Source organism: Pseudomonas sp. LS2P72, from assembly GCF_054897865.1.
Genome location: NZ_CM142708.1, coordinates 910,409 through 934,492 on the forward strand (window position 1 = coordinate 910,409; position 24,084 = coordinate 934,492).

A 24,084-nucleotide genomic window follows, 5' to 3' on the forward strand; every position below is an offset into this window, starting at 1 on the left:
AAAAATGCCCCGCACTTGGCGGGGCATTTTTGTTTCTGCAACTGACGCTTACAACCCGTCGAGCATTGCCTTGTTACGCACTGCACCCTTGTCGGCGCTGGTCGCCAACAGAGCGTAGGCCTTCAGTGCGGTGGTCACCTTGCGTGGACGTTTTTCCACAGGCTTCCAGCCTTTCTGATCCTGTTCGGCACGGCGACCGGCCATTTCTTCGTCGCTGATCAACAGGTTGATCGAGCGGTTCGGAATGTCGATCAGCACTTTGTCGCCATCCTGCACCAGACCAATCGCGCCGCCCGCTGCCGCTTCTGGGGAAGCGTGGCCGATGGACAGGCCCGAGGTGCCGCCGGAGAAACGGCCATCGGTGAGCAGGGCGCAAGCTTTGCCCAGGCCTTTGGATTTCAGGTACGACGTCGGGTACAGCATTTCCTGCATGCCCGGGCCGCCTTTCGGGCCTTCGTAACGAATGATCACGATGTCGCCAGCCTTTACTTCATCCGCGAGGATGCCGCGTACGGCGCTGTCCTGGCTTTCGAAGATCTTCGCGTTGCCTTCGAAGACGTGGATCGACTCGTCGACGCCGGCGGTTTTGACCACGCAGCCATCCAGCGCGATGTTGCCGTAGAGAACGGCCAGGCCGCCTTCTTTCGAATAGGCGTGTTCGACACTGCGGATGCAGCCGTTTTCACGGTCGTCGTCCAGGGTTTCCCAACGGGTCGACTGGCTGAACGCGGTTTGCGTCGGGATGCCCCCAGGGCCGGCCTTGAAGAAGTGATGCACCGCTTCGTCGCTGGTCTGGGTGATGTCCCACTTGGCGATGCCCTCGGCCAGGGTTTTGCTGTGCACGGTCGGCAGGTCGGTGTGCAGCAAACCGCCACGGGCCAGCGAGCCGAGGATGCTGAAGATCCCGCCGGCGCGGTGCACGTCTTCCATGTGGTACTTCTGGATGTTCGGCGCGACTTTGCACAGTTGCGGCACGTGACGGGAGAGACGGTCGATGTCGCGCAGGTCGAAATCGATCTCGGCTTCCTGGGCCGCGGCCAGCAAGTGCAGGATGGTGTTGGTGGAACCGCCCATGGCGATGTCCAGGGTCATGGCGTTTTCGAACGCCTTGAAGTTGGCAATGTTGCGCGGCAATACCGACTCATCGTTGTCGTGGTAGTAACGCTTGCACAGCTCGACGATGGTGCGGCCGGCCTGCAGGAACAGCTGTTCGCGATCGCTGTGGGTCGCGAGGGTCGAACCGTTGCCCGGCAATGCCAGGCCCAGGGCTTCAACCAGGCAGTTCATCGAGTTGGCGGTGAACATGCCGGAGCACGAACCGCAGGTCGGGCAGGCGCTGCGCTCGTACTCAGCGACTTTCTCGTCAGAAGCGCTGGAGTCGGCGGCGATCACCATGGCGTCGACGAGGTCGAGACCGTGGCTGGCCAGTTTGGTCTTGCCGGCTTCCATCGGGCCGCCGGAAACGAAGATCACCGGGATGTTCAGGCGCAGGGCAGCCATCAACATGCCTGGGGTGATCTTGTCGCAGTTGGAGATGCAGACGATGGCGTCGGCGCAGTGAGCGTTGACCATGTACTCGACGGAGTCGGCGATGATCTCGCGGCTCGGCAGCGAATACAGCATGCCGTCGTGGCCCATGGCGATGCCGTCATCCACGGCGATGGTGTTGAATTCTTTGGCTACACCGCCGGCGCGTTCGATTTCACGGGCGACCAGTTGGCCCAGGTCCTTGAGGTGGACGTGGCCCGGTACGAACTGGGTGAAGGAGTTGGATATGGCGATGATCGGCTTTTTGAAGTCGTCATCTTTCATCCCCGTGGCGCGCCACAGTGCGCGGGCGCCGGCCATGTTGCGGCCATGGGTGGATGTTTTCGAGCGGTAATCAGGCATGAAGCACTCCGGGCGGCTAATCAGGTATCAAAAGGGAAGTGAGCTTCTATTGACGTCTGGAACACTCAGAAATGGCCGTGTGTCCGGAAGTTGCCGATAACTTTGCGGGATCGCCGCGCGCTTCAGCTTGAGCTCATAAACCCGCCGGGGGATGACTGGCGATGAATGTCGCGATTCTACACGGCTGGCGTCAGGAGGGAATGCCGGAAAAGGGGGATCCAGCGCCGACGGAACGTGTGGGATGACGACCGGCAGGAATCACCCGCTATTCAGCGAGAGCTGCCGACGTGTGATCAGTGCATTGAAGGAAACGCCGACGGTGCTCAAGGCGAGGAAACTCAATGCGAGAGTCGTTTGCAGATGGGCTCCACTCAGATTGATCAGGGCGCTGATCACCCCGCCAAAGATGAAGACCAGCGTGTTCCCGGCCGACGCCGATGTACCGGCATTGTCCGGGAACACTTCCATGGCTTTGGAGGTGGCGACAGGGCGGACGATGGTCGTGCCGGCAGTGCAGATGATCATAGGGATCAGCACGGTCAGGGCTGAAAGCCCCAGCAGATTTGAGAGCAAGAGCATTACCAGCCCCGAAAAGAAGATCAGGCTCAAACCAACAATGATCTGTGTATTGGGTGCGATCCGCCCTGCGAGGACTCGAGCGACAATGCCGCCGATGATGTAGGCCACGCCATACAGCAGCAGTGTCAGGGAAAACTCGTAGGCCGAAAGCTGCAACTGCTCCATGAAGATCAGGGGCGAAATGACAATGAAGGAAAAGTGGCAGGTGAAGGCGATTGCGGCGATCAGCCAATAGCCGAGGAAACCCGCATCGCGACAGACGCGCCGGTAGGACTGAAGAATGCTTCGGCGCGGGGTTGTGGCGGTGTGCCGGTTTTCAAGAAAGAAGCAGGCCTTCAGGAACACGGCGGCGGCGAGGGCAATAAAGACAATGAAGCTTGCGGGCCAGTCCAGTGCCTGTTGCAACAGGGTGCCAGCCAGTGGCGAGACGGAAATGAAGATCTCGCTGGCGGTGACCATCAGAATCCGCAGTTGATCCCGCTCCTTGCCGTCGAACAGGTCCTGGACCAGCGCCTGCGAGAGTACGAAGCAACCGCAGCCGATGGCCTGCACTACCCGGAACATCAGGAACCAGGCGTAGTCGGTGGACAGCACGCAACCCGTCGCGCCGACAATCGAGACCGCCATTCCCGCCAGCAGCAGACTTTTGCGCCCAATGACATCCGAAAGCGGCCCGACCAGTAGTTGGGAAAGTGCGATCCCGATGGCAAACAGGCTGATGGAAAACGCGATATCGCCTGGCGTGGTCCGGAAGTGTTCGGCCAGCGCCGGGAACGATGGCAGCAGAACATCCAGAGGGAAGACCCCGAGCATCACCATGGTCATTAACAGGGTGATCGCAGAGCGGCGGTGTTTGACACTGGCCGCAGACTTTTCTTCATCCATCGACAAGTCCGGCCTGTGCGAAGAGTTGCTGGTTGAAAGGCAGGTCAAAAAACCCAGCCTTTTCCATTGCCTGTAGCGTCGCGCCTGCACCTGATCGGGCGCGCTGAAGGCAGGCTTGCGGACCGGTCAGGTCACTGAGGATTTCTGCGACGCAATTCTCCCTGAGGCCCACGCTGTTCAGGCTTTCCTTCAGCCATCGCTCATCGACCTCAAAGAACATCAGGAGAATGTCTACCAGCAGCTTCGCGGCGAACGTGCGTTGGCTGCTGTTCAGGGTCAGCCACAGATAATGGAACACTTCGCAAAAGTAACGACTGTGTCGGGCCTCGTCAGTGAGGTGGTCCCTGAGCATTTCCTGGACGCTGGACACCAGCTCGTTGCGGCAAACCTCTAGCAGTTCCCTGGCGATGATGGTCTCGGACACGAAGCCGACGAGAAACCAGGCCAGCGCTTTATGCCTGTCAGGTGCGTGGTCAAGCAGGGCGTTCAGTCGGGTAATGCGGTGCGGCATCACCGGGCGTTGGGTCATGCCGTAGAGGTCGGCTATCTGCTCGGCGAGACTATTGGAGAACAGCGCGTGATAGCCCTCATCGGTATAGAGCTGGAGGGCGGCCGTTTTCATCCGTCGGGGGATGGACGCACCGAGCTCATCGTGGACGATGGTTTCCACGGAGCGGTTGACGATCCGATGTTCGAGCCGGGTGGTGTAGTCGAGGAAATACACCAGATGGTTGGCCGATAGTCGATGAGTGATCGCGCTGCCGGCTGCTTCGATCACCGGATGATTCAGGTAGGGCAAGAAGGCGGGCGGGAACCAGTGTCGTGTTTCCAGTTGCCGTTCCAGATCTGATGGCAATTGATAGGTGTGCTCGCTGGTTCGTACCGAGGCCCGGGTGTTCCAGTCGCCGAGCGTGAAGCGCTGTGCCCAGGCGTCGGGCAGCGACAGGTCGTTTGTGCGGGGCTCGGTCATTGTTGTGAGCCTCGGTTGCTTAGCAGTGCTTTCAATTCCTTGCACATCACTTGCCCGTCACTCTGGCCGCAACCCACAAAAAACAACGGTTGTTCGGCGCTGTTTTCGATCCCCAGCAACGTTTCGACCTGATCGTCGGCCAACGCACCGGTCAGCCAGGTGCTTAAGCCAAGTGCGGTGGCCACCAGTTGAAAGGTCTGGGAAATATGACCTGCCTCGACGTAAGCCATTCGGTAGGCCCGCGAGTGTTCATATTTCCACCACAGTTTGTCGAAGCGTGCGGTGAGGAACAGGCCGACTGGCAGGTTGTTGATGAAATGCTGCCCACACAACAACTGGCCCAAGGGCGAGTCAGGCACCGGATTGACGAAGCTCAACGCATGTTCGTCGGGGTGATAGGCGTAGAGCCCGGGATTCAGGCCGCTGACGTTCAGAACATGAAGAAAACCTTCGCAGGCATTCAGCCCGCCACCGGATGGACTACTGCGCCGGGCGCCGAGACCTTCAGCGATGGTTTCGTCGATGTCGTTGTCGCGCTCACGCAGATAGCCAAGGGACAAATACAAAAGAGTGCCCACATCGTCGAGAGAAACCCCTTCACCCGTGAAGGAGCGACAGGTCTTTCGCTCGATCAACGTCTTTGCAAGAGCGCTTTGCGGCAGACAGGAAGGTTGGGGCAGGGCAATCCGCTCGCTTGTCGGGCGTTCTGTGAGTCTGACCTGCGGGGCAGGAGTGGCCAATACTTCGGCGCAATGGTCCAGATAGAGTCTCGACCATTCATTAATATCTTGGGGGACATATTCACAAGGAATGTTCTTGGTGCCGATATGAAATATCTTCGACAGTTCATCCCAGCCCCATTCAAGGGGGGCTTGTATTGAAGTTGTGAGTATTCCAGCGTTCAGGAGTTGCGTGTCTATTATATTGTTGTCATCAAACTTTTCAGGGTTGTCGATAAGGTGAGTGAGGCGGGTTGAATATTCAAGATTCAATTCGAACTGTTTGTGGTTCTTGTAATCCCAGACTATTTGGTTGGGCGTGCGAGGAAGTATGAATATATAAGGGTTTATCTGCATGATTGGTGACTCACTCTGGTCCGTGCCATAGAAAACGCTGGGTAGCCGGCACTCCCCAGCGTTTCATTTACTTAGCGGGCTTTTGGAGCAACCAGAAAAGACAGGTTGGCGATTTTGTTAGCTTCCAGAGTAATTGCTTTCATGTTTTGAACTCCTTGTAGTTGATGAAGAGTGTCACTCCTTTGTGACGGCTTAATCATAGTTTGTAATGAGTTCTTATCAAGGGGAGATTAGGTAGGAATGTTCCAGTAATTTTGTCGGATCGATCTGAGGGCTGGACGAATCTTGTAAGTTATGTCCGCTAAAATAAAAGACACAGCGAAACGTCCTGCAAGTCATTACGACTGCTGGAGTAGGAAGTTGGAGAATTCAATAACAGAAAACAGAACGGAGAGCCGGCTGGCTCCCCGTCAAACCGGCGAAATCAGCTGTTTGGCAGCAGACGGCAGGTGATGCTCTTGATATAGCGGGTTTCGGCGATGGCCGGGTGAACCGGGTGATCCGGGCCCTGACCGCCGCGTTCCAGCATCTGGATGTTGCGGTCCAGGTGACGGGCGCTGGTCAGCAGGATGTTCTGCAGGTCGTCTTCCGGCAGGTGCATCGAGCACGAAGCGCTGACCAGGATGCCGTCCTTGCTGAGCAGGCGCATGGCTTGCTCGTTCAGGCGACGGTAGGCGCCTTCACCGTTCTTCATGTCTTTCTTGCGTTTGATGAACGCCGGAGGATCGGCAACGATCACGTCGAAACGCTCTTCGCTGGCTTTCAGCTCTTTCAGGGCTTCGAACACGTCACCTTCAATGCAGGTCATCTTGTCGGCGAAACCGTTCAGCGCGGCGTTGCGCTCGACGCCGTCGAGGGCGAAGGCCGAAGCGTCGACGCAGAACACTTCACTGGCGCCGAACGCAGCCGCTTGCACGCCCCAGCCACCGATGTAGCTGTACAGGTCGAGGACGCGCTTGCCTTTGGCATAAGGTGCCAGGCGTGCGCGGTTCATGCGGTGGTCGTAGAACCAGCCGGTTTTCTGTCCCTGGATGACCGGTGCTTCGAATTTCACGCCGTTTTCTTCCAGGGCAACCCACTCCGGCACCAGGCCGAACACGGTTTCGACGTAGCGGTTGAGGCCTTCGGCATCACGGGCAGCGGAGTCGTTCTTGAACAGAATGCCGCTAGGCTTGATCACTTGGGTCAGCGCAGCGATCACGTCTTCTTTATGGGCTTCCATAGTTGCCGAAGCGATCTGTACCACCAGGATGTCGCCGAAACGGTCGACTACCAGACCTGGCAGCAGGTCGGAGTCGCCATAGACCAGGCGATAGAACGGCTTGTCGAACAGGCGATCGCGCAGGGACAGCGCGACGTTCAGGCGATGCACCAGCAGCGACTTGTCCAGCGGCAACTTGATGTCGCGCGACAACAGGCGGGCGCAGATCAGGTTGTTCGGGCTCATGGCAACGATGCCCAGCGGCTTGCCGCTGGCGGCTTCGAGGATCGCCTGATCGCCGGCCTTGAAACCGTGCAAAGGAGTAGCGGCTACATCGATTTCGTTGCTGTAGACCCACAAGTGGCCATTTCGCAGGCGACGGTCGGCGTTGGCTTTGAGGCGCAGGCTAGGCAGGGACATGACGTCGCTCCGGAAAAAAGAGCGGGAGTATAGCGTGTTGAGTGTGGCGACGGGTTTGAAGGCGATGAAACACTGATGGCCTCTTCGCGAGCAGGCTCGCTCCCACATTTGGAATGCATTCCCCTGTGGAAGCGAGCCGGCTCCGGGCGGCGTTCCGACGAAGCGATTTTGAATGCAGCACCGACATGAAACTTTGTTCAAAAGGCCGGCCGGTGTGTCGGATCCAACTTTATAAGGGTTAGAATCGCCGCCTGTCCCAGAGTGTGTACTTATGTCCCCAGAGCTGACTTCCGAACAGATTCAACAGTCCCTGCAAGGCATCAGCGTGCCGGCCCAGCCGCAAATCATGGTGGATTTGCAGATGGAACAGTACATGCCCGATCCGGATCTGGAGGTGATCGCGAAGCTGATCTCCCAAGACCCGGGCCTCTCTGGCGCCTTGTTGAAAATCGTCAACTCGCCGTATTACGGCTTGAGCAACAAGATCGCCTCGATTCAGCGTGCGGTGAATTTGCTGGGCAGCCGCTCGATCATCAACCTGATCAACGCACAGTCGATCAAGGGCGAGATGAACGACGACACCATCGTCACCTTGAATCGTTTCTGGGATACCGCTCAGGACGTGGCGATGACCTGCCTGACCCTGGCCAAGCGCATTGGCACCCAGGCCGGCGATGAAGCGTACGCGTTGGGCCTGTTCCACGACTGCGGCGTGCCGCTGATGCTCCAGCGCTTCCCCAACTACATGACGGTTCTGGAAGAGGCCTACGCCAGCGCCAGCGCCGAATGTCGGGTGGTGGACACTGAGAATCGGGTGTTCAATACCAATCATGCGGTGGTGGGTTATTACACCGCCAAATCCTGGCGCCTGCCGGAGCATGTGACCGCCGCCATCGCCAATCACCACAATGCGTTGGCGATCTTCAGCGATGAGTCGTCGCGCAACAGTCAGCTGAAAAACCTGCTGGCGATCCTGAAAATGGCCGAGCACATTTGTGCGTCCTTTCGGGTGCTGGGCAACCAGCGTGATGACCACGAGTGGAACAGCATCGCTCCGCTGGTTCTCGACTATGTCGGTCTCTCGGACTACGACTTCGAGACCCTCAAACAAACGATTCGTGACCTTGGCGCTCACCGCTGAGCGTTGCACAGCCTGATTCGAGAGCACCATGCCGGAACTGCCAGAAGTCGAAACCACTCGCCGCGGGATTGCGCCGCACCTGGAAGGCCAGCGCGTCAGCCGGGTGATCGTGCGTGAGCGGCGCTTGCGCTGGCCCATTCCCGAAGACCTGGATGTGCGGCTGTCCGGCCAGCGCATCGTGCTGGTGGAGCGACGCGCGAAGTACCTGCTGATCAATGCCGAAGTCGGCACGCTGATCAGCCATTTGGGGATGTCGGGGAATCTGCGTCTGGTGGAAGTCGGCGCGCCGGTGGCCAAGCATGAGCATGTGGACATCGAACTGGAATCCGGACTGGCCTTGCGTTACACCGACCCGCGACGGTTTGGCGCGATGCTCTGGAGCCTCGACCCACTCAACCACGAATTGTTGATTCGCCTGGGTCCAGAGCCGTTGACGGAGCTGTTCGACGGCGAGCGCTTGTTCCAGCAATCCCGCGGGCGATTCATGGCGGTCAAACCGTTCATCATGGACAACGCGGTGGTGGTCGGCGTGGGCAATATCTACGCAACCGAAGCGTTGTTCGCGGCCGGTATCGACCCGCGTCGTGAGGCCAAGAGCATCTCCCGGGGGCGTTATCTGAAACTGGCGATCGAGATCAAACGCATCCTGGCGGCCGCTATCGAGCGCGGCGGCACCACACTGCGAGACTTTATCGGCGGTGACGGTCAGCCGGGTTATTTCCAGCAGGAACTGTTCGTGTATGGCCGTGGCGGTGCGCCCTGCAAGGTCTGCGGCACGGAGTTGCGGGAAGTGAAGCTCGGGCAGCGCGCCAGCGTCTTTTGCCCGCGTTGTCAGAGCTGATACGCCTACGGTCTATAGTCAGTGTTCTGACTGCCCAACCCAAGGACCGTGCCATGAACCTGTTTCGAACCGTTGTCGTCGTTTTGCTGCTGAGCGTCGGAGCACCAGCGCTGGCGGCAAACACGGGCAGCGGCGACCCGCGTTACACCATCCAGAATCCCCCGGCGTACGCCATGCTCGGCGATTTGCTGATTGCCCGACCTTTGTTGGTCGTGGCGACGGTGATCGGTGCCGGAGCGTTTGTGGTGTCGTTGCCGTTTACCGCGTTGGGCGGTGGCGTCGGCGATGCGGGGCAGGCGTTGGTGGTCGACCCGGCGAAAGCGGCGTTCGTGCGGTGTCTGGGGTGTATCGGAGAAGGGTTTGAGCAGCGGGAGTGAAGTCAGTTACTTCTTTGGTGTGGCTGATGGCCTCATCGCGAGCAGGCTCGCTCCCACAGTAGATCTTCGGTGCTTGTCCCAACGCAGATCCCCTGTGGGAGCGAGCCTGCTCGCGATGAGGCCCGTACAAACACTACAAAAATCTCTGACTCAAGCCTTACCGGTAATGATCCGGTACTTCTCCATCAACTGCTCTTCAGTCTCCGGATGCGCCTCGTCCAGCGGAATGCAATCCACCGGGCACACTTGCTGGCACTGAGGTTCGTCGTAGTGGCCGACGCACTGGGTGCACAGGTTCGGGTCGATCACGTAGATCTCTTCGCCCTGGGAGATGGCGGCGTTCGGACACTCGGGTTCGCAGACGTCGCAGTTGATGCAATCGTCGGTGATGATCAGGGACATGCTAACTCCAGCCAGGGCGGAAGGCCCGGGCGCAATAAACCAATGCGCACAATTGTGCCGCATTGGCGCCCGCAGTGCACGCGGGCGCCGCTTGAGCGGTTGTTACTTCTTGAAGCGTTCGTTCAGGGCATCCGCCACCGCAGGGTGGACGAACTTGGTGATATCACCGCCCAGGGCTGCAATTTCACGGACCAGCGTCGAGGAAATGTAGGAATAACGCTCGGACGGGGTAAGAAACAGACTTTCCACATTCGGCGCCAGCTGACGGTTCATGTTGGCCAGCTGAAATTCGTATTCGAAGTCCGACACCGCGCGCAAGCCACGCAGGAACACGTTGGCGTTCTTCTCTTTGGCGAAATGCGCCAGCAACGTCGAGAAGCCGACGACTTCAACGTTCGGCAGATGTTTAGTGACCTCGCGGGCCAGCGCCACACGCTGTTCCAGAGGAAACAACGGGTTTTTCTTCGGGCTGGCGGCAACGGCGATGATCACATGATCGAACAGGCGCGCGGCGCGTTCGACCAGATCGCCATGGCCCTTGGTAATAGGGTCGAAGGTACCTGGGTACAACACTCGGTTCATCGCGTCGTCCTGGCGGGAGTCCGTTGGGGAGTCGGATGGTATCGCAGCCTTCCCGGTCGGCCAAGTCGCCTTTTGGGTAAGAAAGCACTATAGACGATTGGAATACTCTCCATTTTCATGGGTTTTTCAAACGTTCGGCCAAAGAAGTTGCCAGCTGCGCCGTCAGCCCGTAGACCGACAATTGCGGGTTTGCGCCAATGCTGGTGGGGAACAGCGAGCCGTCATGAATCGACAGATTGCCTAGCTGATGATGCCGGCCGAGGCTGTCGGTCACGGTGTTGTTCGGGTCTTCACCCATGGCGCAACCGCCCATCACATGGGCGCTGCCCAAGCGTGTGCGATACAGCTCAAGACTCAGTCCGTCGATCAGCGTGCGCGCTTCGGCCAGGGTTTTCACGTAGCGAGCGTCGGCGTGCATTGGCATCACCGCATGGGCACCGCCAGCGAACTGGATCTCGGCCATGCTGTGGAACGCCCGACGCAAACCGTCCCAGGCATACGGTGAAACCTGATAGTCGAGCACCGGCGTGCCGTCACCGCGCAACTCGACGCTGCCGCCGGGGCTGTCCGGGTGGAAGCCGTCCCGCAGCAACGCCAGCATGGCGTGGGTGTGGGGCAGGTTTTCCATGTGTTGGGCGTTTTCCTTGCCGAAACCGCCGAGCAGGGTCGTGGCCAGTGCCGGGTGCAGCGGCGGCACTTCGAGTTTGTAAGACATTTTTCCGGTGGTGCCGTCCTGCCATTGGAAATGGTCGGAATAGATCGACTGCGGTGCGCCATAGAACGGGTTGATCACCTCGTCGAACAGCCCGGCCGACATGTTCACCAAGTGTAGAAAAGTCCGTTTGCCCAGCCGTTTGTGTGGGTCCGGCGCCTCAGAGCGCAAAAGCAGCGCCGGGCTGTTGATCCCGCCACCGGCCAGCACGTAATGCCGCGCCTTGACGGTGATCGTGTGTCCAGTAGGTGCGACGCAACGGTCGTCCATCGCGACGCAGTGCAAGCCTGTGACCTTGTCGCCGGCGATCAAGAGCTTTTCGGCGCGAGCCAGATAGAGCAACTCGCCCCCTTTTTCCAAAGTCGCCGGGATGGTCGTGACCAGCATCGATTGTTTGGCGTTGGTCGGACACCCCATGCCGCAGTAGCCCAGGTTCCAGCAGCCACGCACGTTGCGCGGAATCACATGCCAGGCGTAGCCGAGTTTTTCGCAGCCTTTGCGGATCACGTCGTTGTTGGCGTTGGGCGGGATCATCCACGGGGCGACGCCCAGGCGTTGCTCCATTTTCTCGAACCACGGCGCCATCTCGGCTGGCGTGTGGCCTTTGACGCCGTGTTCCTTGGCCCAGTGCTCGAGGGTCGGATCCGGCGTGCGAAAACTTGAAGTCCAGTTGATCAGCGTGGTGCCGCCCACCGCCCGGCCCTGAAGGATGGTGATTGCACCGTCCTTGCTCATGCGGCCGATACCTTCCTGATAGAGGCTGGTGTAGGCCTGGTCTTCGAGCATCTTGAAGTCGCTGCTGGTCTTGAGCGGGCCTTCCTCGATCAGCAATACCTTGTAGCCCGCGGCGCTGAGGATTTCGGCGGTGGTGCCACCGCCAGCGCCGCTGCCGATAATCGCCACGTCCGCTTCGAGGGTCAGGTCCTGGGTCAGTTGTGAACCGTTATAGGTTTTCCAGCCACGGGCCAGGCCTTCACGGAATGGATCGGGTACGGGCATTTTCAGGTTCTCTTCTTATTTTGGATTCGGTGGTGAGGCAGCAGACGCTATCGCGAGCAGGCTCGCTCCCACATGGATCGCGTAACCCCTGTGGGAGCGAGCCTGCTCGCGATAGGGTCGCCACGATTTCAAACGGTGGGCGGCCCGGGATACCCGCAATGCGCCCACGACTCCGCCCGGCTGTACCACGCCATCATCACCAGTTGCAGCAGCGAGCTGTGGCCCATGCGCAGCAGACTTAACGAGCTGTTTTCCCAGCGGTCCAGAAAGTGCCGGATATCGTCGGCACTGGCGTTTTCCCAACTGCCCCAGATCCCGGTCAGTGGTCCACGCGTGATGCTCATTCCCAGCACATCGAACAACTGCTGGGTCAGCTGGAGCATTTCCGGCGACAGGTGATTCAGGCCGTTATCCAGGCAGCGCAGGGTTTCACCGACGGCCACAGGCATTTTTTCGACGGCCACGGCGCCATCGAGCATCACTGGAAGCAGTGCCCGCAGAAACAGCAAGTCACCGCTGCGCAGAATCGCGAAACCGCTGGCGGGAACGCTTGATGAGCAACCGCTGAGGCTCGCTCCCAATCCGGCGGTGGCGAGAAACGCGCTGGCTCCCAGGCTGAATTTAAGCAAGCCGCGCCGTGACAGCGCGGGTGTATCGGACAGGCTTGGGCTCATTATTGTTATTACCCGAAGGGGATGATCGTTAGCGGATAAACAGCTTCTGAATCAGCTTCTGAATGGATCTTCCGTACGGCGGGTAGATCAATTTCGCTGCATTGAACCGCTGTTTGATCAGCACACCTTTGGCTTTGCTGAAGGTCAGGAAACCTTCGTGGCCATGGTAATGGCCCATGCCCGAGGCGCCGATCCCGCCGAATGGCATATCGTCTTGAGCGACGTGCAGCAGGGTGTCGTTCAGGCACACGCCGCCGGAATGGGTTTCGTGAAGTACGCGGTGTTGCTCACGCTTGTCGTAGCCGAAGTAATACAGGGCCAGCGGACGAGGTCGTTGATTGATGTAGGCAAAGGCCTGATCCAAATCCTTGTACGGAACGATCGGCAACAGTGGACCGAAGATTTCGTCCTGCATCACCATCATGTCGTTGCTGACGTTGAGCAGCAGGCTGTGGCCCATGCGGCGTCCCTGGCCCTTGTCGAACAGCGGAATCAGCAGCGCGCCCTTGCTGGTGGCGTCGCTGATGTAGCCGTTGAGGCGCGCCAGTTGTCGGTCATTGATGATTGCTGTGTAGTCCGGGTTGTCGGTCAAGGTCGGATAAAACCCGCGAACCGCCTGACGATAGGCTTCGACGAAAGCGCCTACGCGATCTTCCGGCACCAGCACATAGTCCGGGGCCACGCAGGTCTGTCCGGCGTTGAGCGTCTTGCCGAAGGCGATGCGTTCAGCAGCGTCCTTGAGCGGCACGTCGTGCGACACAATGGCCGGGGATTTGCCGCCGAGTTCGAGGGTCACCGGGGTCAGGTTCTCGGCCGCCGCACGCATCACGTGTTTGCCGATGCTGGTGGCGCCGGTGAACAGCAGGTGATCGAAGCGCAATCTGGAGAACGCTACGCCGATATCGGCTTCGCCCAGTACCACGCAGACCAGGTCTTGCGGGAAGATTCGGCCCAGCAGTTCCTTGAGCAATAAACCGGTGGCGGGGGTCGACTCGCTGAGTTTGAGCATCACCCGATTGCCTGCCGACAACGCGCCGACCAATGGCCCGATGGCCAGATACAGCGGGTAGTTCCACGGCACGATCACCCCGACCACACCCAAAGGCTGATAAACGACTTTGGCTGCCGCAGGTTGAAAGGCAATCCCGACCTTGCGCTTCGACGCCTTCATCCAGCCTTTGAGGTGCTGACTGGCGTAGTGAATACCGTGCAGGCTGGGCATCAGCTCGGCGAGCAGGGTTTCATCGGCGCTGCGATGGCTGAAATCCTGGCTGATGGCTTCGATCAATGCCTGGCGCTCCTTGCTCAACAGATCGCGCAGGGCTTTCAGCCATTGCTGGCGCTGGGCGGCGGGCGGCATCGGGTTGGCGGCATACGCCGCGCGTTGAGCATCGAACAGGGTCTGAAGCTCTTCCAGAGGCTGCTGCAGGTTCTGTAGGTAGGCGATGTCAGCAGTCATGCTCGGCTCCGGATTTATTGTAATGAGGGTCTTTTTAGAGTCTATGCTCTAGAAAGTCAAATGACATCCTGGCGCAGCTTTGTTTTATCCACTCGCCGATAGGTCGTAAGATGCCGGTCAACGCATTTTGAATTAAAGCCCAAGCCATGGCCCCTCGGATCAAAACCAGCGAGCGCATCGTGCAGAACAGCCTTGAGCTGTTCAATCAGCAGGGTGAGCGCAGCATCAGCACCAACCACATTGCTGCCCATATGGAAATTTCCCCGGGCAACCTGTACTACCACTTCCCCAACAAGCAGGCGATCATCGCCGTGTTGTTCAGTGAGTACGAAAGCCTGGTGGACAGCTTCCTGCGCCCACCCCAGGGTCGTGCCGCCACGGTCGAAGACAAGCGCTTCTACCTCCAGGAATTGCTGGCCGCCATGTGGCGCTACCGGTTTTTGCACCGCGATCTGGAGCACCTGCTCGACAGTGATCCGGAACTGGCCGCCCGTTATCGGCGCTTTTCCCAACGCTGCCTGATCCATGGCACTCACATCTACGCGGGCTTCGTCGAGGCCGGCATCCTGCAAATGGACAAGGTTCAGATCGAATCCCTGACGCTCAATGCCTGGATCATCCTCACGTCCTGGGTGCGTTTTCTGTGCACCACGCGTGAGAACTCCAATCACCTGAGCGAACAAGCCATCAAGCGAGGCGTGTATCAGGTGCTGGTGCTTGAGGCCGGTTTTGTCACGGATCAATCTCGCGCCGCGGTAAACGCGTTGTTCGAGGAGTTTTACGTGCCGCTCGCCCAAGCGCTGGAAGAAGTGCAGTAGGATTCAAAACAGACTTAATCACAGGAGCCCGTTATGCCCATTGCGCAACTGATCAGCCCGCAAGCGTTGGACCTGAAAAAGGAGCAGCCGGGGCTGGTGATTCTGGATTGTCGTTTTGCCCTCGAAGACCCGGATTACGGTCAACGCAGTTATGCCGAAGGGCATATCGCCGGGTCGAGTTTTGCCGATCTTGAGCGTGATTTGAGCGGGGCGGTGATCAAGGGTGTGACCGGGCGTCATCCGTTGCCTGAACCTGAAGACTTGATCGAACGTCTGCAAGCCTGGGGCGTCAACGCCGACAGCGATGTGATTTTGTACGACGACGGTCCGGGTGCCTACGCGGCGCGGGCCTGGTGGTTGCTGGCCTGGCTGGGCAAGCGTGACGGCGTGTTTATTCTGGATGGCGGACTCAAGGCCTGGCACGCGGCCGGTTTGCCCTTGAGTCTTGATGCGCCGCAGATTGAACGGGGCACCTTCACGGGGACGCCGGACACCGCGCTGGTCTTGAGCGCCGAACAGCTCCAGCAACGTCTCGGCCAGCCTGCGCTGACCCTGCTCGATGCCCGCGGCTTGCCGCGTTTCAAGGGCGAAGTAGAACCGATTGACCCGATTGCCGGGCACATCCCTGGCGCGCAATGTGCGACGTTCACCGACAACCTGGGCAGCGATGGGCGTTTTCTGCCGGCGGATCAGCTCAAACAGCGTTTTGCCGCGAAGCTTGGTGATCGTTCGCCGAGCGATCTGGTGGCTTACTGCGGTTCGGGTGTGACGGCTTGTCACAACCTGTTCGCGCTGTGCCTGGCGGGTTATCCGTTGGGCTCGTTGTATGCCGGTTCATGGAGCGAGTGGATCAACGATCCTGCGCGGGGCGTCGCCCTCGGCGAATGAAGATCAAAAGCCGCGCGCTGCGGTAAGCGCCCGGCGCCGTTTGCCAGAATCGGATCGACTCCCCTGATCGACGGCCATGGCCTTACTGACGACCCACGGCGGTCAGCCATTGCGGGATGCGGCGTTCCAGGTAGTAACCCGGTTGCCTGAACGAACCATCGACGAAGCCGACATGCCCACCCTTGGTCTGTAGCTCGAATTGAGTGCAGGCGGACAATTCGTCGGCATGCGGCAGGCTATGAGGAAATATAAATGGGTCATCGGCTGCTTGAATGATCAGGGTTGGCGTACGAATTTCGCCAAGGAAATAGCGACTTGAGGCGCGGTCATAGTAATCCCTGGCATCGACGAAACCGTTCAGCGGCGCAGTGACCCGGCCATCGAAATCCCAGAACGTGCGCATGTTCTCCAGCGAGCCCAGCGCGGCCAATGTCGCCAGTCCTTCCTCGCGTCCGTCATGCTGAAACTGGCGCTGTTTGTTCTTGATGTAGGCCACCATCTCGCGCATGAAATGCGCCTGATAGACCTTCGAGAAACCCTGGCCGATACGGTCGGCGCATTGGTCGAGACGAAATGGCACCGACACCGCCACCGCTCCGACCACGCCGCTATTGCTGCCGGATTCGCCCAAGTGCTTGAGCAACACATTGCCGCCCATGGAATAGCCGACCGCATACAACGGCGCGAGCGGTCGTTGGGCCTTCAGGTGTTTGATGGTTTCGGCCAGGTCTTCACTGGCTCCGGAATGGTAGCTGCGCGGCAGCAGATTCGGCTCGCCCGAACAGCCACGCCAGTTCAGCGCAACGCTGGCCCAGCCTTGGGCGCCCAGTGCTTTCTGCACCCCGGCCACGTAAGGCGAATTTGAAGAGCCGGTCAGGCCGTGCAACACCAGCACCAGTGGCGCATCGACGCTGTGCGGACCGTGCCAGTCGAGATCGAGAAAGTCGCCATCCTCAAGCCACAAGCGTTCGCGCTGGCGTTCGATGTGCGTGGTTTTGCGCCACAGCGGTCCCCACAAGGTTTGCAAGTGCGGGTTGCCAAGGCCGAAGGCGGGGGTGAAGCGTTCTGGCATTTGGAGCACGATGGTTCTCGATGCAGCGGTGCGAGCCTCGCTTGAGGCGCGCACCTTTTTCAGGCCGGTTGGTTAACCGGCAATCTCTGCCATACGTTGCCACAACGCGTAATACACCCGCCCGGATTTCTGCTCCCGGTGCAGGCGCCAGTTGCCTGGTAAGCCAAGGCTCGATGGCGCATTCTCGCTTTCAGTGTAGATCCAGGCTTCATCGGCCAGCCACTGACGCTCTTCAAGTAATGCGCAGACGCCCGGCAACAGGTTCTGGTTGAACGGCGGGTCGAGGAACACCAGGTCGTAAGCGGTCGCTGTCTGGGTTTCCAGGTAGCGCAAGGCATCGGCGGTCTGAATCTGGCCGGTGGTGCAGCGTAGCGTGCCCAGATGTTCCTTGATGCTGGCGACCGCGATGTTACTGGCGTCCAGCGCCTGACCCATGGCCGCGCCACGGGACAAGGCTTCGAGGAACAACGCGCCGCTGCCGGCGAACGGGTCCAGAACCTTGGCGCCAGCGACATAAGGCGCGAGCCAGTTGAACAGGGTTTCACGCACCCGGTCCGGGGTCGGGCGCAGGCCTGGTGCATCCGGGAAACTCAGCTTCCGGCTGCCCCATTCACCGCCGATGATGCGCAGTTGGTTCACGCCGTTGTGGACGTTGTGTACGGGTTTTTTAGGACGAGTGGCCATTAATGCTCCGGAACCCCGAGCGGTTGCTCGGCAGGTTTATCAGTGGGGGCCGGTAACGGCTTTTGCGGCACGGTCGGGCCAGCGCTGACGATGACCATTTTGTCCGTGCTCAAGTGTTTGTTCAGTGCAGTTTTGACCTGCTCGACCGTCAGGCTCTGGGACTCGCGCATAAAGTCATCCAGATAACTCAGCGGCAGGTTGTAGAAACCCATGGCGCCGAGTTGGCCGACGATATCGGCGTTGCTGGCGGTGGACAGCGGAAAGCTGCCGGCCAGTTCACGCTTGGCGTCGTCGAGTTCTTTCTGGGTCGGGCCGGTTTCAAGGTAGTCGGCGAGCACGTCCTGCACCAGTTTCAGCGTGCCTTCGCTCATCTCGGCGCGGGTTTGCAGGTTGATCATGAACGGACCGCGAGCCTGCATCGGGGAGAAGCCCGAATAGACGCCGTAAGCCAGGCCGCGCTTCTCGCGCACTTCGCTCATCAACCGCGTGCCGAAGCCACCGCCGCCAAGGATCTGGTTACCCATGGACAGTGCCGCGTAGTCCGGGTCGTCACGGTCGATGCCCAATTGCGCGAGCATCAGGTTGGTCTGCTTGGACGGAAACTCGATGTGACCGATGCTGGCTTTTGGTTCCTGCGGTTGCGGGATTTTCGCCAGCTCCGGGCCTTTTGGCAGCGCACTGGAGACTTGCGAAGCAATCGCCTCCGCCTCGGTGCGAGACAGGTCGCCCACCAGCGCAATCACCACGTTGCCAGCCGCGTAGGCTTTCTCATGGAACGCCTTCAGTTGAGCCAGTGTGATCGCTGGAACGGTTTTCGCCGTGCCGTCGCTGGCGTGCGCGTACGGGTGATCGCCGTACAGACGGTTCATCAGCTCCAGGCTCGCGAGTTTGCCGGGGTTCTGCTTCTGGTACTCGAAACCGGCGAGCATCTGGTTCTTGATGCGCGCAAAGGAATCGGCCGGGAAGGTCGGTTTGCCGACGACTTCAGAGAACAACTTCAGGGCCGGTTCGCGTTTGTCCGCGGCACTGAGGCTGCGCAGGGAAGCCAGTGCCATGTCTTTAAACGCGCCGTTGCCAAAGTCTGCGCCCAGGCCTTCGAAGCCCTGAGCGATGGCGCCGACATCTTTGCCGGCCACACCTTCGTTGAGCATGGCATTGGTCAGCACGGAGAGGCCAGGTGCGTCGCCGTCCTGGCTGCTGCCGGCGGCGAAGATCAGGCGCATGTCGAACATCGGCAGCTCCCGGGCTTCAACGAACAGAACCTTGGCGCCCTCGGCGGTTTTCCAGGTCTGCACGTCCAGGGTGCGGTGGCTTGGCGCCTTGCCGTCGAGTTCGGCCAGTGATTGCAGCTTCTGGCTGGACTTGGCCTTGTCGAGGGCTTCGCTGGCCGTGGATTCGTCGGTCTTCAAGAAGTAAAACGCGGCAGACCCGATCAATGCGACAGCGATCAGGCCGATCAGGGCCAAACGTGGTTTTTTACGCTCACTCATGAGTCGTCTCCAGTGGCAGTACATGGGCGACGCTGAGACGTTCGCGGGTGAAATACAGCTTGGCGGCTTTCTGGATGTCTTCCGGAGTCACGTTTTCCAGATCGGCGAGTTCGGTGTCCATCAGCTTCCACGACAGGCCGACGGTTTCCAGTTGGCCAATAGCGGTGGCCTGACTGGTGATCGAGTCACGCTCGTAGACCAGGCCGGCGATGACCTGCGCGCGGACGCGTTCCAGTTCTTCAGCGGACGGCGCGGTGGTTTTCAACTGTTCAAGCAGCTTCCACAGGCCCGCTTCGGCCTGAGCCATGGTTTTGTTTTTCTGGGTATTGGGCGTTGCCGACAAAGTGAACAGGCTGTCGCCACGGGTATAGGCGTCGTAGCTCGACGAACCGCCGGACACCAGCTCTTCGCCGCGCTCCAATTGCGTCGGGATACGGCCGCTGTAGCCGCCGTCGAGCAGCGCGGAGATCAGGCGCAAGGCGTTCACCGAGCGTTTGTCTTCAGCGGTGGCGATGCTTGGCACGTTGAAACCCAGCATCAGGCTTGGCAGTTGGGTCTGCACATGCAGGGTGATCTGCCGCTCGCCGGGTTCGGCCAGTTCCAGCGGGATTTTCGCGGACGGCACGTCACGTTTGGCGATCGGGCCGAAGTAGCGCTGGGCCAGGGTTTTGACCTCATCCGGGGTCACGTCACCGACCACCACCAACGTGGCGTTGTTCGGCACGTACCAGGATTGGTACCAGTGGCGCAGCTCTTCGACTTTCATGCGGTCCAGGTCCGCCATCCAGCCGATGGTCGGCGTGTGGTAACCGCTCGCGGGGTAAGCCATGGCCTTGAAGCGTTCGTAAGCCTTGGACATCGGCTTGTCGTCGGTGCGCAGGCGACGTTCTTCTTTAATGACTTCGATCTCGCGGGCGAACTCGTCGGCCGGCAGACGCAGGCTGGCCATGCGGTCAGCTTCCAGCTCGAAGGCCACACCGAGGCGGTCGCGGGCCAGCACCTGGTAATACGCCGTGAAGTCATCGCTGGTGAAAGCGTTCTCTTCGGCGCCGAGGTCGCGCAGGATCAGCGACGCTTCGCCGGGGCCGACTTTCTCGCTGCCTTTGAACATCATGTGTTCCAGGGCGTGGGACAAACCGGTCTGACCCGGGGTCTCGTAGCTGGAGCCGACCTTGTACCAGACTTGGGAAACCACCACCGGCGCACGATGGTCTTCGCGCACGACGACCTTCAAGCCGTTATCGAGGGTGAATTCGTGGGTGGGTTGTGGATCGGCAGCCAGGGCCGAGAGGGGCAGACAAACTGTGCTGAGCAGCAGGCCTGCAGCGCGGCGGGCTAGAGCATTCATTCGTTTTTAAACCTTTGGGGCTGCCCGCTTGGTCTTAGCGTCGGCGGGCGAGAGGGTGCTAGGATACTGATCCGTTTTACTGGCGGCCACGCCTATCAGGCCTTTGATCGGTCAGCAGGTTGTTTGGGTTTGCGGCGGAAGCTTTGAGTTTGTCAGCTAAACTCTGCGTTTTCGCCGACGATGCCGTTCCAGTCCTTCGTATTGGTCGACCTTTGAGGTGCTGTTTGCACCTCGACAAAATGTTGCGCGTGAACAAGCTGGGTCAATCGCAGTCTGTTCTGCATCGAATATTTATTTGCCGAGGCGCCCTTTGGCGCGTCGCTACCGTGAGATAGCCGTCCTCCATGTTTGGTTCCAACGACGACAAGAAAGCCCCAGCTGCGGCTGGTGAGAAGAAAAGCCTGTTCGGATGGCTGCGCAAAAAGCCGCAGGAACCCGTCGTCGAACAGCCACAGCCACTTCCTGAGCCCACGCCTGCGCCGGTAATAGAAGAAGAACTTGCGCCGGTTGTCCTGCCGATTGCTGAGCCGGTGTTGCCGCCAGTCGCCGAGCCGGAGCCTGAGCCTTACGTCGTCGCCGACGTCGTGACCCAGGTGCCCCTCACGCCCGTTGCGGAGCCATGGCTGACGTTGCCCGTGGCGGAAGAGCCGGTGGCATTGGTCGTAGATGAGCTGGCGCCGCACGTTACACCACCCATTCCAGCACCGACTGCCTTTGCTCCTGAGCCCGTTCAAGCGCCAGTGGTTGAGCCGGTTGTCGCGCCAGTGGTGGTGGCCGAGCCTGAACCGGTTGTTCCGGAACCTGTGGTGCCTGCATTTGTTGCTCCGGTTGCTCCGGTTGTTCAAGCGCCGGCACCGGTCGTTGCTCCCGTCGCTCCTGTTGCCGCTACATCTGTCGTTCCCGTCGAAGCGCCTGCCGAGCCTGTGCGTACCGAAGAAACCAAAGCCGGTTTCTTCGCCCGCCTGAAACAAGGTTTGTCCAAGACCAGCGCCAGCATCGGCGAAGGCATGGCCAGCCTGTTCCTGGGCAAGAAGCTCATCGATGACGAGTTGCTCGAAGACATCGAAACCCGCCTGCTGACCGCCGACGTGGGCGTCGAGGCGACTTCGGTGATCATTCAGCGTCTGACTCAGAAGGTCGCTCGCAAAGAACTGGCCGATGCCGACGCGCTGTACAAGTCCCTGCAAGCGGAACTGGCGGCGATGCTCAAACCCGTCGAGCAACCGCTGAAAATCACCTCGCAGAGCAAGCCGTTCGTGATTCTGGTCGTCGGCGTCAACGGCGCCGGCAAGACCACCACCATTGGCAAACTGGCGAAGAAACTGCAGCTCGAAGGCAAGAAAGTCATGCTCGCGGCCGGCGATACCTTCCGCGCCGCCGCCGTCGAGCAATTGCAGGTCTGGGGCGAGCGCAACAAGATCCCGGTCATCGCCCAGCACACCGGCGCTGACTCGGCTTCGGTTATCTTCGACGCCGTGCAAGCCGCCAAGGCCCGTGGTATCGACGTGCTGATCGCCGACACCGCCGGTCGTTTGCACACCAAAGACAACTTGATGGAAGAGCTGAAGAAGGTTCGCCGGGTGATCAGCAAACTCGATGCCGACGCGCCGCACGAGGTGTTGTTGGTGCTCGATGCCGGCACTGGCCAGAACGCGATCAGCCAGGCCAAACAATTCAACCAGACCGTCGAACTGACCGGCCTGGCGCTGACCAAGCTCGATGGCACCGCCAAAGGTGGGGTGATTTTCGCCCTCGCCAAGCAGTTTGGCTTGCCGATTCGCTATATCGGCGTCGGTGAAGGCATTGATGATTTGCGTACTTTTGAAGCAGAACCCTTTGTCCAGGCATTGTTTGCCGAGCGGGAGCGTTCATGATTCGTTTCGAACAGGTCGGTAAGCGCTACCCGAACGGACATGTCGGCTTGCATGAGCTGAGCTTTCGAGTCCGTCGGGGCGAGTTTTTGTTTGTGACCGGCCACTCTGGCGCCGGTAAAAGCACCTTATTGCGCCTGCTGCTGGCGATGGAGCGTCCGACCACCGGCAAATTGCTGTTGGCCGGGCAAGACCTGAGCACCATCAGCAATGCGCAGATCCCGTACTTGCGGCGGCAGATAGGCGTGGTGTTCCAGAATCACCAGCTGTTGTTCGATCGCACCGTGTTCAACAACATCGCGCTGCCCTTGCAGATCCTTGGCCTGTCCAAGGCCGAGATCACCAAGCGCGTGGATTCGGCCCTGGAGCGCGTGGCGCTGTCGGACAAGACCGATTTGTACCCTGGCGACCTGTCCACCGGTCAGCAGCAGCGCGTCGGCATCGCCCGCGCCATCGTTCACCGCCCGGCCTTGCTGCTGGCGGATGAACCGACCGGTAACCTCGACCCGCGTCTGGCGGCCGAGATCATGGGCGTGTTCGAAGACATCAACCGTTTGGGCACCAGCGTGCTGATTGCCAGTCACGACCTGGCACTGATCGCCCGCATGCGCCACCGCATGCTGACCTTGCAACGCGGCCGATTGATCGGCGACGGGGAGGCTGGCGTATGAGTGCGACACGCAGCCCCAAGGTTTCCGAGCGCGTAGCCCCGAAGGCCGCCGATCAGCAACCGCAGAAGAAAAAACGCGACGATGATGACGGCCCGGATTTCGCCACACTGTTTCGTGCCTGGGTCGAGAGTCATCGTGCCAGCCTGCTCGATAGCTTGCGTCGTTTGGGCAAGCAGCCCATCGGTAGTTTCTTTACCTGCATGGTGATGGCGGTTGCCCTGAGCTTGCCGATGGGCCTGTCACTTTTGCTAAGTAACGTCGAGCGTCTCGGCGGTTCCTGGCAGCGTGCGGCGCAGATTTCCCTGTACCTGCAAATCGAGGCCAGCCCCGCTGAAGGCGAGTCGTTGCGCGAGCAGATCAAAGGCATGCCTGGCGTAGCTGATGCTGAGTATGTCGGCCGCGATCAGGCGCTGGAAGAGTTCCAGCAGCAGTCAGGTCTGGGTGAGGCGCTCAAGGAACTGCCGGAAAACCCGTTGCCGGGCGTGGTTTTGGTGACGCCGAACGAGGTCGATAAGCCCGCGCTTGAAGCATTACGACAAAAACTTTCCGAGCTGCCGAAGGTACAACAGGCGCAACTTGATCTAGTCTGGGTCGAGCGTCTGGCAGCCATCCTAAAGTTGGGTGACCGTTTTGTCTTCGGTCTGACCGTGCTTCTGGTTTCTGCATTACTTTTGGTGATAGGCAATACCATTCGTCTTCATATTGAAAACCGCCGCACAGAGATAGAAGTGATTAAACTCGTCGGCGGCACTGACAGCTATGTGCGCAGGCCCTTTCTGTATATGGGTGCGCTTTATGGCTTCGGTGCGGGGATTCTTTCCTGGGGCGTATTGGCGTTCGGCCTTGACTGGCTGAACGACGCGGTGGTTGGGCTGGCCGGTCTGTACGGCAGTGATTTTGCGCTGGCCGGAGTGCCAGTTGCCGACGGTCTGTCTCTCTTGCTTGGCGCGGTGCTGTTGGGGTATATCGGTGCATGGATTGCAGTCGCACGCCACCTGCGGGAGCTTGCGCCAAAGTAATATCATTTTGCTCGT

General features: G+C 59.7%; 22 protein-coding genes. 8 read left to right on the forward strand and 14 right to left on the reverse strand.

Going from position 1 to position 24,084, the window contains the following annotated elements; translation table 11 throughout:
• Positions 1-48: 48 nt before the first annotated feature.
• The 5 genes from ilvD to ACYZUA_RS04145 form a co-directional block, all read right to left on the reverse strand.
• A complete protein-coding gene (gene ilvD, locus ACYZUA_RS04125) occupies positions 49-1,890 on the reverse strand; it encodes a dihydroxy-acid dehydratase (protein WP_461962178.1) in 1,842 nt (613 codons plus the stop codon).
• A 258-nt stretch (positions 1,891-2,148) separates the two neighbouring features.
• The gene (locus ACYZUA_RS04130; RefSeq protein ID WP_461962179.1) at positions 2,149-3,354 is read right to left on the reverse strand and encodes a multidrug effflux MFS transporter; all 1,206 of its coding nucleotides are present in this window, start codon (positions 3,352-3,354) and stop codon (positions 2,149-2,151) included.
• Complete coding sequence (locus tag ACYZUA_RS04135; protein ID WP_461962180.1) at positions 3,347-4,324, reverse strand: diiron oxygenase; 978 nt, start codon at positions 4,322-4,324, stop codon at positions 3,347-3,349. The genes ACYZUA_RS04130 and ACYZUA_RS04135 overlap by 8 nt, the downstream gene beginning before the upstream one ends.
• Positions 4,321-5,400 (reverse strand): SagB family peptide dehydrogenase, encoded by a 1,080-nt coding sequence (locus ACYZUA_RS04140; protein ID WP_461962181.1) that lies wholly within the window; start codon positions 5,398-5,400, stop codon positions 4,321-4,323. Before ACYZUA_RS04140 ends, ACYZUA_RS04135 begins: the two co-directional genes overlap by 4 nt.
• Positions 5,401-5,824: 424 nt before the next feature.
• On the reverse strand, positions 5,825-7,021 hold the full coding sequence (locus tag ACYZUA_RS04145; RefSeq protein WP_033060516.1) for a class I SAM-dependent rRNA methyltransferase: 1,197 nt from the start codon (positions 7,019-7,021) through the stop codon (positions 5,825-5,827).
• Positions 7,022-7,346: 325 nt separating this feature from the next.
• On the opposite strand from ACYZUA_RS04145, the gene ACYZUA_RS04150 reads away from it, so the two are divergent.
• The 3 genes from ACYZUA_RS04150 to ACYZUA_RS04160 are packed head-to-tail and all read left to right on the forward strand — an operon-like array spanning position 7,347 to position 9,380.
• Positions 7,347-8,162, forward strand: a complete 816-nt coding sequence (locus tag ACYZUA_RS04150; protein WP_461963871.1) for an HDOD domain-containing protein — start codon at positions 7,347-7,349, stop codon at positions 8,160-8,162.
• A 28-nt stretch (positions 8,163-8,190) separates the two neighbouring features.
• Positions 8,191-9,003: a bifunctional DNA-formamidopyrimidine glycosylase/DNA-(apurinic or apyrimidinic site) lyase gene (mutM, locus tag ACYZUA_RS04155; protein WP_461962182.1), complete on the forward strand. Its 813-nt coding sequence runs from the start codon at positions 8,191-8,193 to the stop codon at positions 9,001-9,003.
• A gap of 53 nt (positions 9,004-9,056) precedes the next feature.
• Positions 9,057-9,380, forward strand: a complete 324-nt coding sequence (locus tag ACYZUA_RS04160; protein ID WP_046045205.1) for a hypothetical protein — start codon at positions 9,057-9,059, stop codon at positions 9,378-9,380.
• Positions 9,381-9,530: 150 nt separating this feature from the next.
• On the opposite strand, the gene ACYZUA_RS04165 is transcribed toward ACYZUA_RS04160, so the two are convergent.
• The 5 genes from ACYZUA_RS04165 to ACYZUA_RS04185 form a co-directional block, all read right to left on the reverse strand.
• The gene (locus tag ACYZUA_RS04165) at positions 9,531-9,782 is read right to left on the reverse strand and encodes a YfhL family 4Fe-4S dicluster ferredoxin (RefSeq protein ID WP_038358877.1); all 252 of its coding nucleotides are present in this window, start codon (positions 9,780-9,782) and stop codon (positions 9,531-9,533) included.
• A gap of 102 nt (positions 9,783-9,884) precedes the next feature.
• Complete coding sequence (gene coaD / locus ACYZUA_RS04170) at positions 9,885-10,364, reverse strand: pantetheine-phosphate adenylyltransferase (RefSeq protein WP_461962183.1); 480 nt, start codon at positions 10,362-10,364, stop codon at positions 9,885-9,887.
• Positions 10,365-10,479: 115 nt separating this feature from the next.
• Positions 10,480-12,075 (reverse strand): GMC family oxidoreductase, encoded by a 1,596-nt coding sequence (locus ACYZUA_RS04175; RefSeq protein ID WP_461962184.1) that lies wholly within the window; start codon positions 12,073-12,075, stop codon positions 10,480-10,482.
• Positions 12,076-12,203: 128 nt separating this feature from the next.
• Positions 12,204-12,749 carry a twin-arginine translocation pathway signal protein gene (locus ACYZUA_RS04180; protein WP_461962185.1) on the reverse strand — a complete coding sequence of 182 codons (546 nt, stop codon included), beginning with the start codon at positions 12,747-12,749 and terminating at the stop codon, positions 12,204-12,206.
• A gap of 28 nt (positions 12,750-12,777) precedes the next feature.
• Positions 12,778-14,208, reverse strand: coding sequence for a coniferyl aldehyde dehydrogenase (locus tag ACYZUA_RS04185; RefSeq protein WP_461962186.1), 1,431 nt, complete (start codon positions 14,206-14,208; stop codon positions 12,778-12,780).
• Positions 14,209-14,354: 146 nt separating this feature from the next.
• Here ACYZUA_RS04185 and ACYZUA_RS04190 point away from each other — a divergent pair, with 146 nt between their 5' ends.
• Both ACYZUA_RS04190 and ACYZUA_RS04195 read left to right on the forward strand, forming a co-directional pair.
• A complete protein-coding gene (locus ACYZUA_RS04190) occupies positions 14,355-15,026 on the forward strand; it encodes a TetR/AcrR family transcriptional regulator (RefSeq protein WP_095127066.1) in 672 nt (223 codons plus the stop codon).
• 33 nt (positions 15,027-15,059) lie between these two features.
• Positions 15,060-15,914 (forward strand): sulfurtransferase, encoded by an 855-nt coding sequence (locus tag ACYZUA_RS04195; RefSeq protein ID WP_461962187.1) that lies wholly within the window; start codon positions 15,060-15,062, stop codon positions 15,912-15,914.
• Between the two features lie 82 nt (positions 15,915-15,996).
• Here ACYZUA_RS04195 and ACYZUA_RS04200 read toward each other — a convergent pair whose 3' ends face one another.
• The 4 genes from ACYZUA_RS04200 to ACYZUA_RS04215 all read right to left on the reverse strand — a co-directional run bounded on the left by ACYZUA_RS04200 (position 15,997) and on the right by ACYZUA_RS04215 (position 20,508).
• The gene (locus ACYZUA_RS04200; RefSeq protein WP_461963872.1) at positions 15,997-16,986 is read right to left on the reverse strand and encodes a hydrolase; all 990 of its coding nucleotides are present in this window, start codon (positions 16,984-16,986) and stop codon (positions 15,997-15,999) included.
• A gap of 72 nt (positions 16,987-17,058) precedes the next feature.
• Entirely contained in the window at positions 17,059-17,670 is a 612-nt protein-coding gene (rsmD, locus tag ACYZUA_RS04205; protein WP_033060498.1) for a 16S rRNA (guanine(966)-N(2))-methyltransferase RsmD, read from the reverse strand.
• Positions 17,670-19,160 (reverse strand): M16 family metallopeptidase, encoded by a 1,491-nt coding sequence (locus tag ACYZUA_RS04210; RefSeq protein WP_461962188.1) that lies wholly within the window; start codon positions 19,158-19,160, stop codon positions 17,670-17,672. The genes rsmD and ACYZUA_RS04210 overlap by 1 nt, the downstream gene beginning before the upstream one ends.
• Entirely contained in the window at positions 19,153-20,508 is a 1,356-nt protein-coding gene (locus tag ACYZUA_RS04215) for a M16 family metallopeptidase (RefSeq protein ID WP_461962189.1), read from the reverse strand. The genes ACYZUA_RS04210 and ACYZUA_RS04215 overlap by 8 nt, the downstream gene beginning before the upstream one ends.
• Before the next feature lie 344 nt (positions 20,509-20,852).
• Between ACYZUA_RS04215 and ftsY the strand changes: the two genes are divergently transcribed.
• Genes ftsY through ftsX form a run of 3 tightly spaced genes read left to right on the forward strand, consistent with a single transcriptional unit; the run spans position 20,853 to position 24,069 of the window.
• Entirely contained in the window at positions 20,853-22,382 is a 1,530-nt protein-coding gene (gene ftsY, locus ACYZUA_RS04220; protein WP_461962190.1) for a signal recognition particle-docking protein FtsY, read from the forward strand.
• Positions 22,379-23,050: a cell division ATP-binding protein FtsE gene (gene ftsE / locus ACYZUA_RS04225; RefSeq protein WP_056738938.1), complete on the forward strand. Its 672-nt coding sequence runs from the start codon at positions 22,379-22,381 to the stop codon at positions 23,048-23,050. Before ftsY ends, ftsE begins: the two co-directional genes overlap by 4 nt.
• Positions 23,047-24,069, forward strand: coding sequence for a permease-like cell division protein FtsX (ftsX, locus tag ACYZUA_RS04230; RefSeq protein ID WP_008152652.1), 1,023 nt, complete (start codon positions 23,047-23,049; stop codon positions 24,067-24,069). The genes ftsE and ftsX overlap by 4 nt, the downstream gene beginning before the upstream one ends.
• Positions 24,070-24,084 lie beyond the last annotated feature (15 nt).

Coding starts and splice junctions, on each gene's coding strand:
- ACYZUA_RS04145 (WP_033060516.1), bottom strand. CDS start 7,021: ATGTCCCTGCCTAGCCTGCGCCTCAAAGCCAACGCCGACCGTCGCCTG.
- ftsX (WP_008152652.1), top strand. CDS start 23,047: ATGAGTGCGACACGCAGCCCCAAGGTTTCCGAGCGCGTAGCCCCGAAG.
- ACYZUA_RS04215 (WP_461962189.1), bottom strand. CDS start 20,508: ATGAATGCTCTAGCCCGCCGCGCTGCAGGCCTGCTGCTCAGCACAGTT.
- ACYZUA_RS04175 (WP_461962184.1), bottom strand. CDS start 12,075: ATGCCCGTACCCGATCCATTCCGTGAAGGCCTGGCCCGTGGCTGGAAA.
- ftsE (WP_056738938.1), top strand. CDS start 22,379: ATGATTCGTTTCGAACAGGTCGGTAAGCGCTACCCGAACGGACATGTC.
- ftsY (WP_461962190.1), top strand. CDS start 20,853: ATGTTTGGTTCCAACGACGACAAGAAAGCCCCAGCTGCGGCTGGTGAG.
- ACYZUA_RS04190 (WP_095127066.1), top strand. CDS start 14,355: ATGGCCCCTCGGATCAAAACCAGCGAGCGCATCGTGCAGAACAGCCTT.
- ACYZUA_RS04130 (WP_461962179.1), bottom strand. CDS start 3,354: ATGGATGAAGAAAAGTCTGCGGCCAGTGTCAAACACCGCCGCTCTGCG.
- ACYZUA_RS04195 (WP_461962187.1), top strand. CDS start 15,060: ATGCCCATTGCGCAACTGATCAGCCCGCAAGCGTTGGACCTGAAAAAG.
- ilvD (WP_461962178.1), bottom strand. CDS start 1,890: ATGCCTGATTACCGCTCGAAAACATCCACCCATGGCCGCAACATGGCC.
- rsmD (WP_033060498.1), bottom strand. CDS start 17,670: ATGGCCACTCGTCCTAAAAAACCCGTACACAACGTCCACAACGGCGTG.
- ACYZUA_RS04140 (WP_461962181.1), bottom strand. CDS start 5,400: ATGCAGATAAACCCTTATATATTCATACTTCCTCGCACGCCCAACCAA.
- coaD (WP_461962183.1), bottom strand. CDS start 10,364: ATGAACCGAGTGTTGTACCCAGGTACCTTCGACCCTATTACCAAGGGC.
- ACYZUA_RS04180 (WP_461962185.1), bottom strand. CDS start 12,749: ATGAGCCCAAGCCTGTCCGATACACCCGCGCTGTCACGGCGCGGCTTG.
- ACYZUA_RS04200 (WP_461963872.1), bottom strand. CDS start 16,986: ATGCCAGAACGCTTCACCCCCGCCTTCGGCCTTGGCAACCCGCACTTG.
- ACYZUA_RS04135 (WP_461962180.1), bottom strand. CDS start 4,324: ATGACCGAGCCCCGCACAAACGACCTGTCGCTGCCCGACGCCTGGGCA.
- ACYZUA_RS04210 (WP_461962188.1), bottom strand. CDS start 19,160: ATGAGTGAGCGTAAAAAACCACGTTTGGCCCTGATCGGCCTGATCGCT.
- mutM (WP_461962182.1), top strand. CDS start 8,191: ATGCCGGAACTGCCAGAAGTCGAAACCACTCGCCGCGGGATTGCGCCG.
- ACYZUA_RS04185 (WP_461962186.1), bottom strand. CDS start 14,208: ATGACTGCTGACATCGCCTACCTACAGAACCTGCAGCAGCCTCTGGAA.
- ACYZUA_RS04160 (WP_046045205.1), top strand. CDS start 9,057: ATGAACCTGTTTCGAACCGTTGTCGTCGTTTTGCTGCTGAGCGTCGGA.
- ACYZUA_RS04165 (WP_038358877.1), bottom strand. CDS start 9,782: ATGTCCCTGATCATCACCGACGATTGCATCAACTGCGACGTCTGCGAA.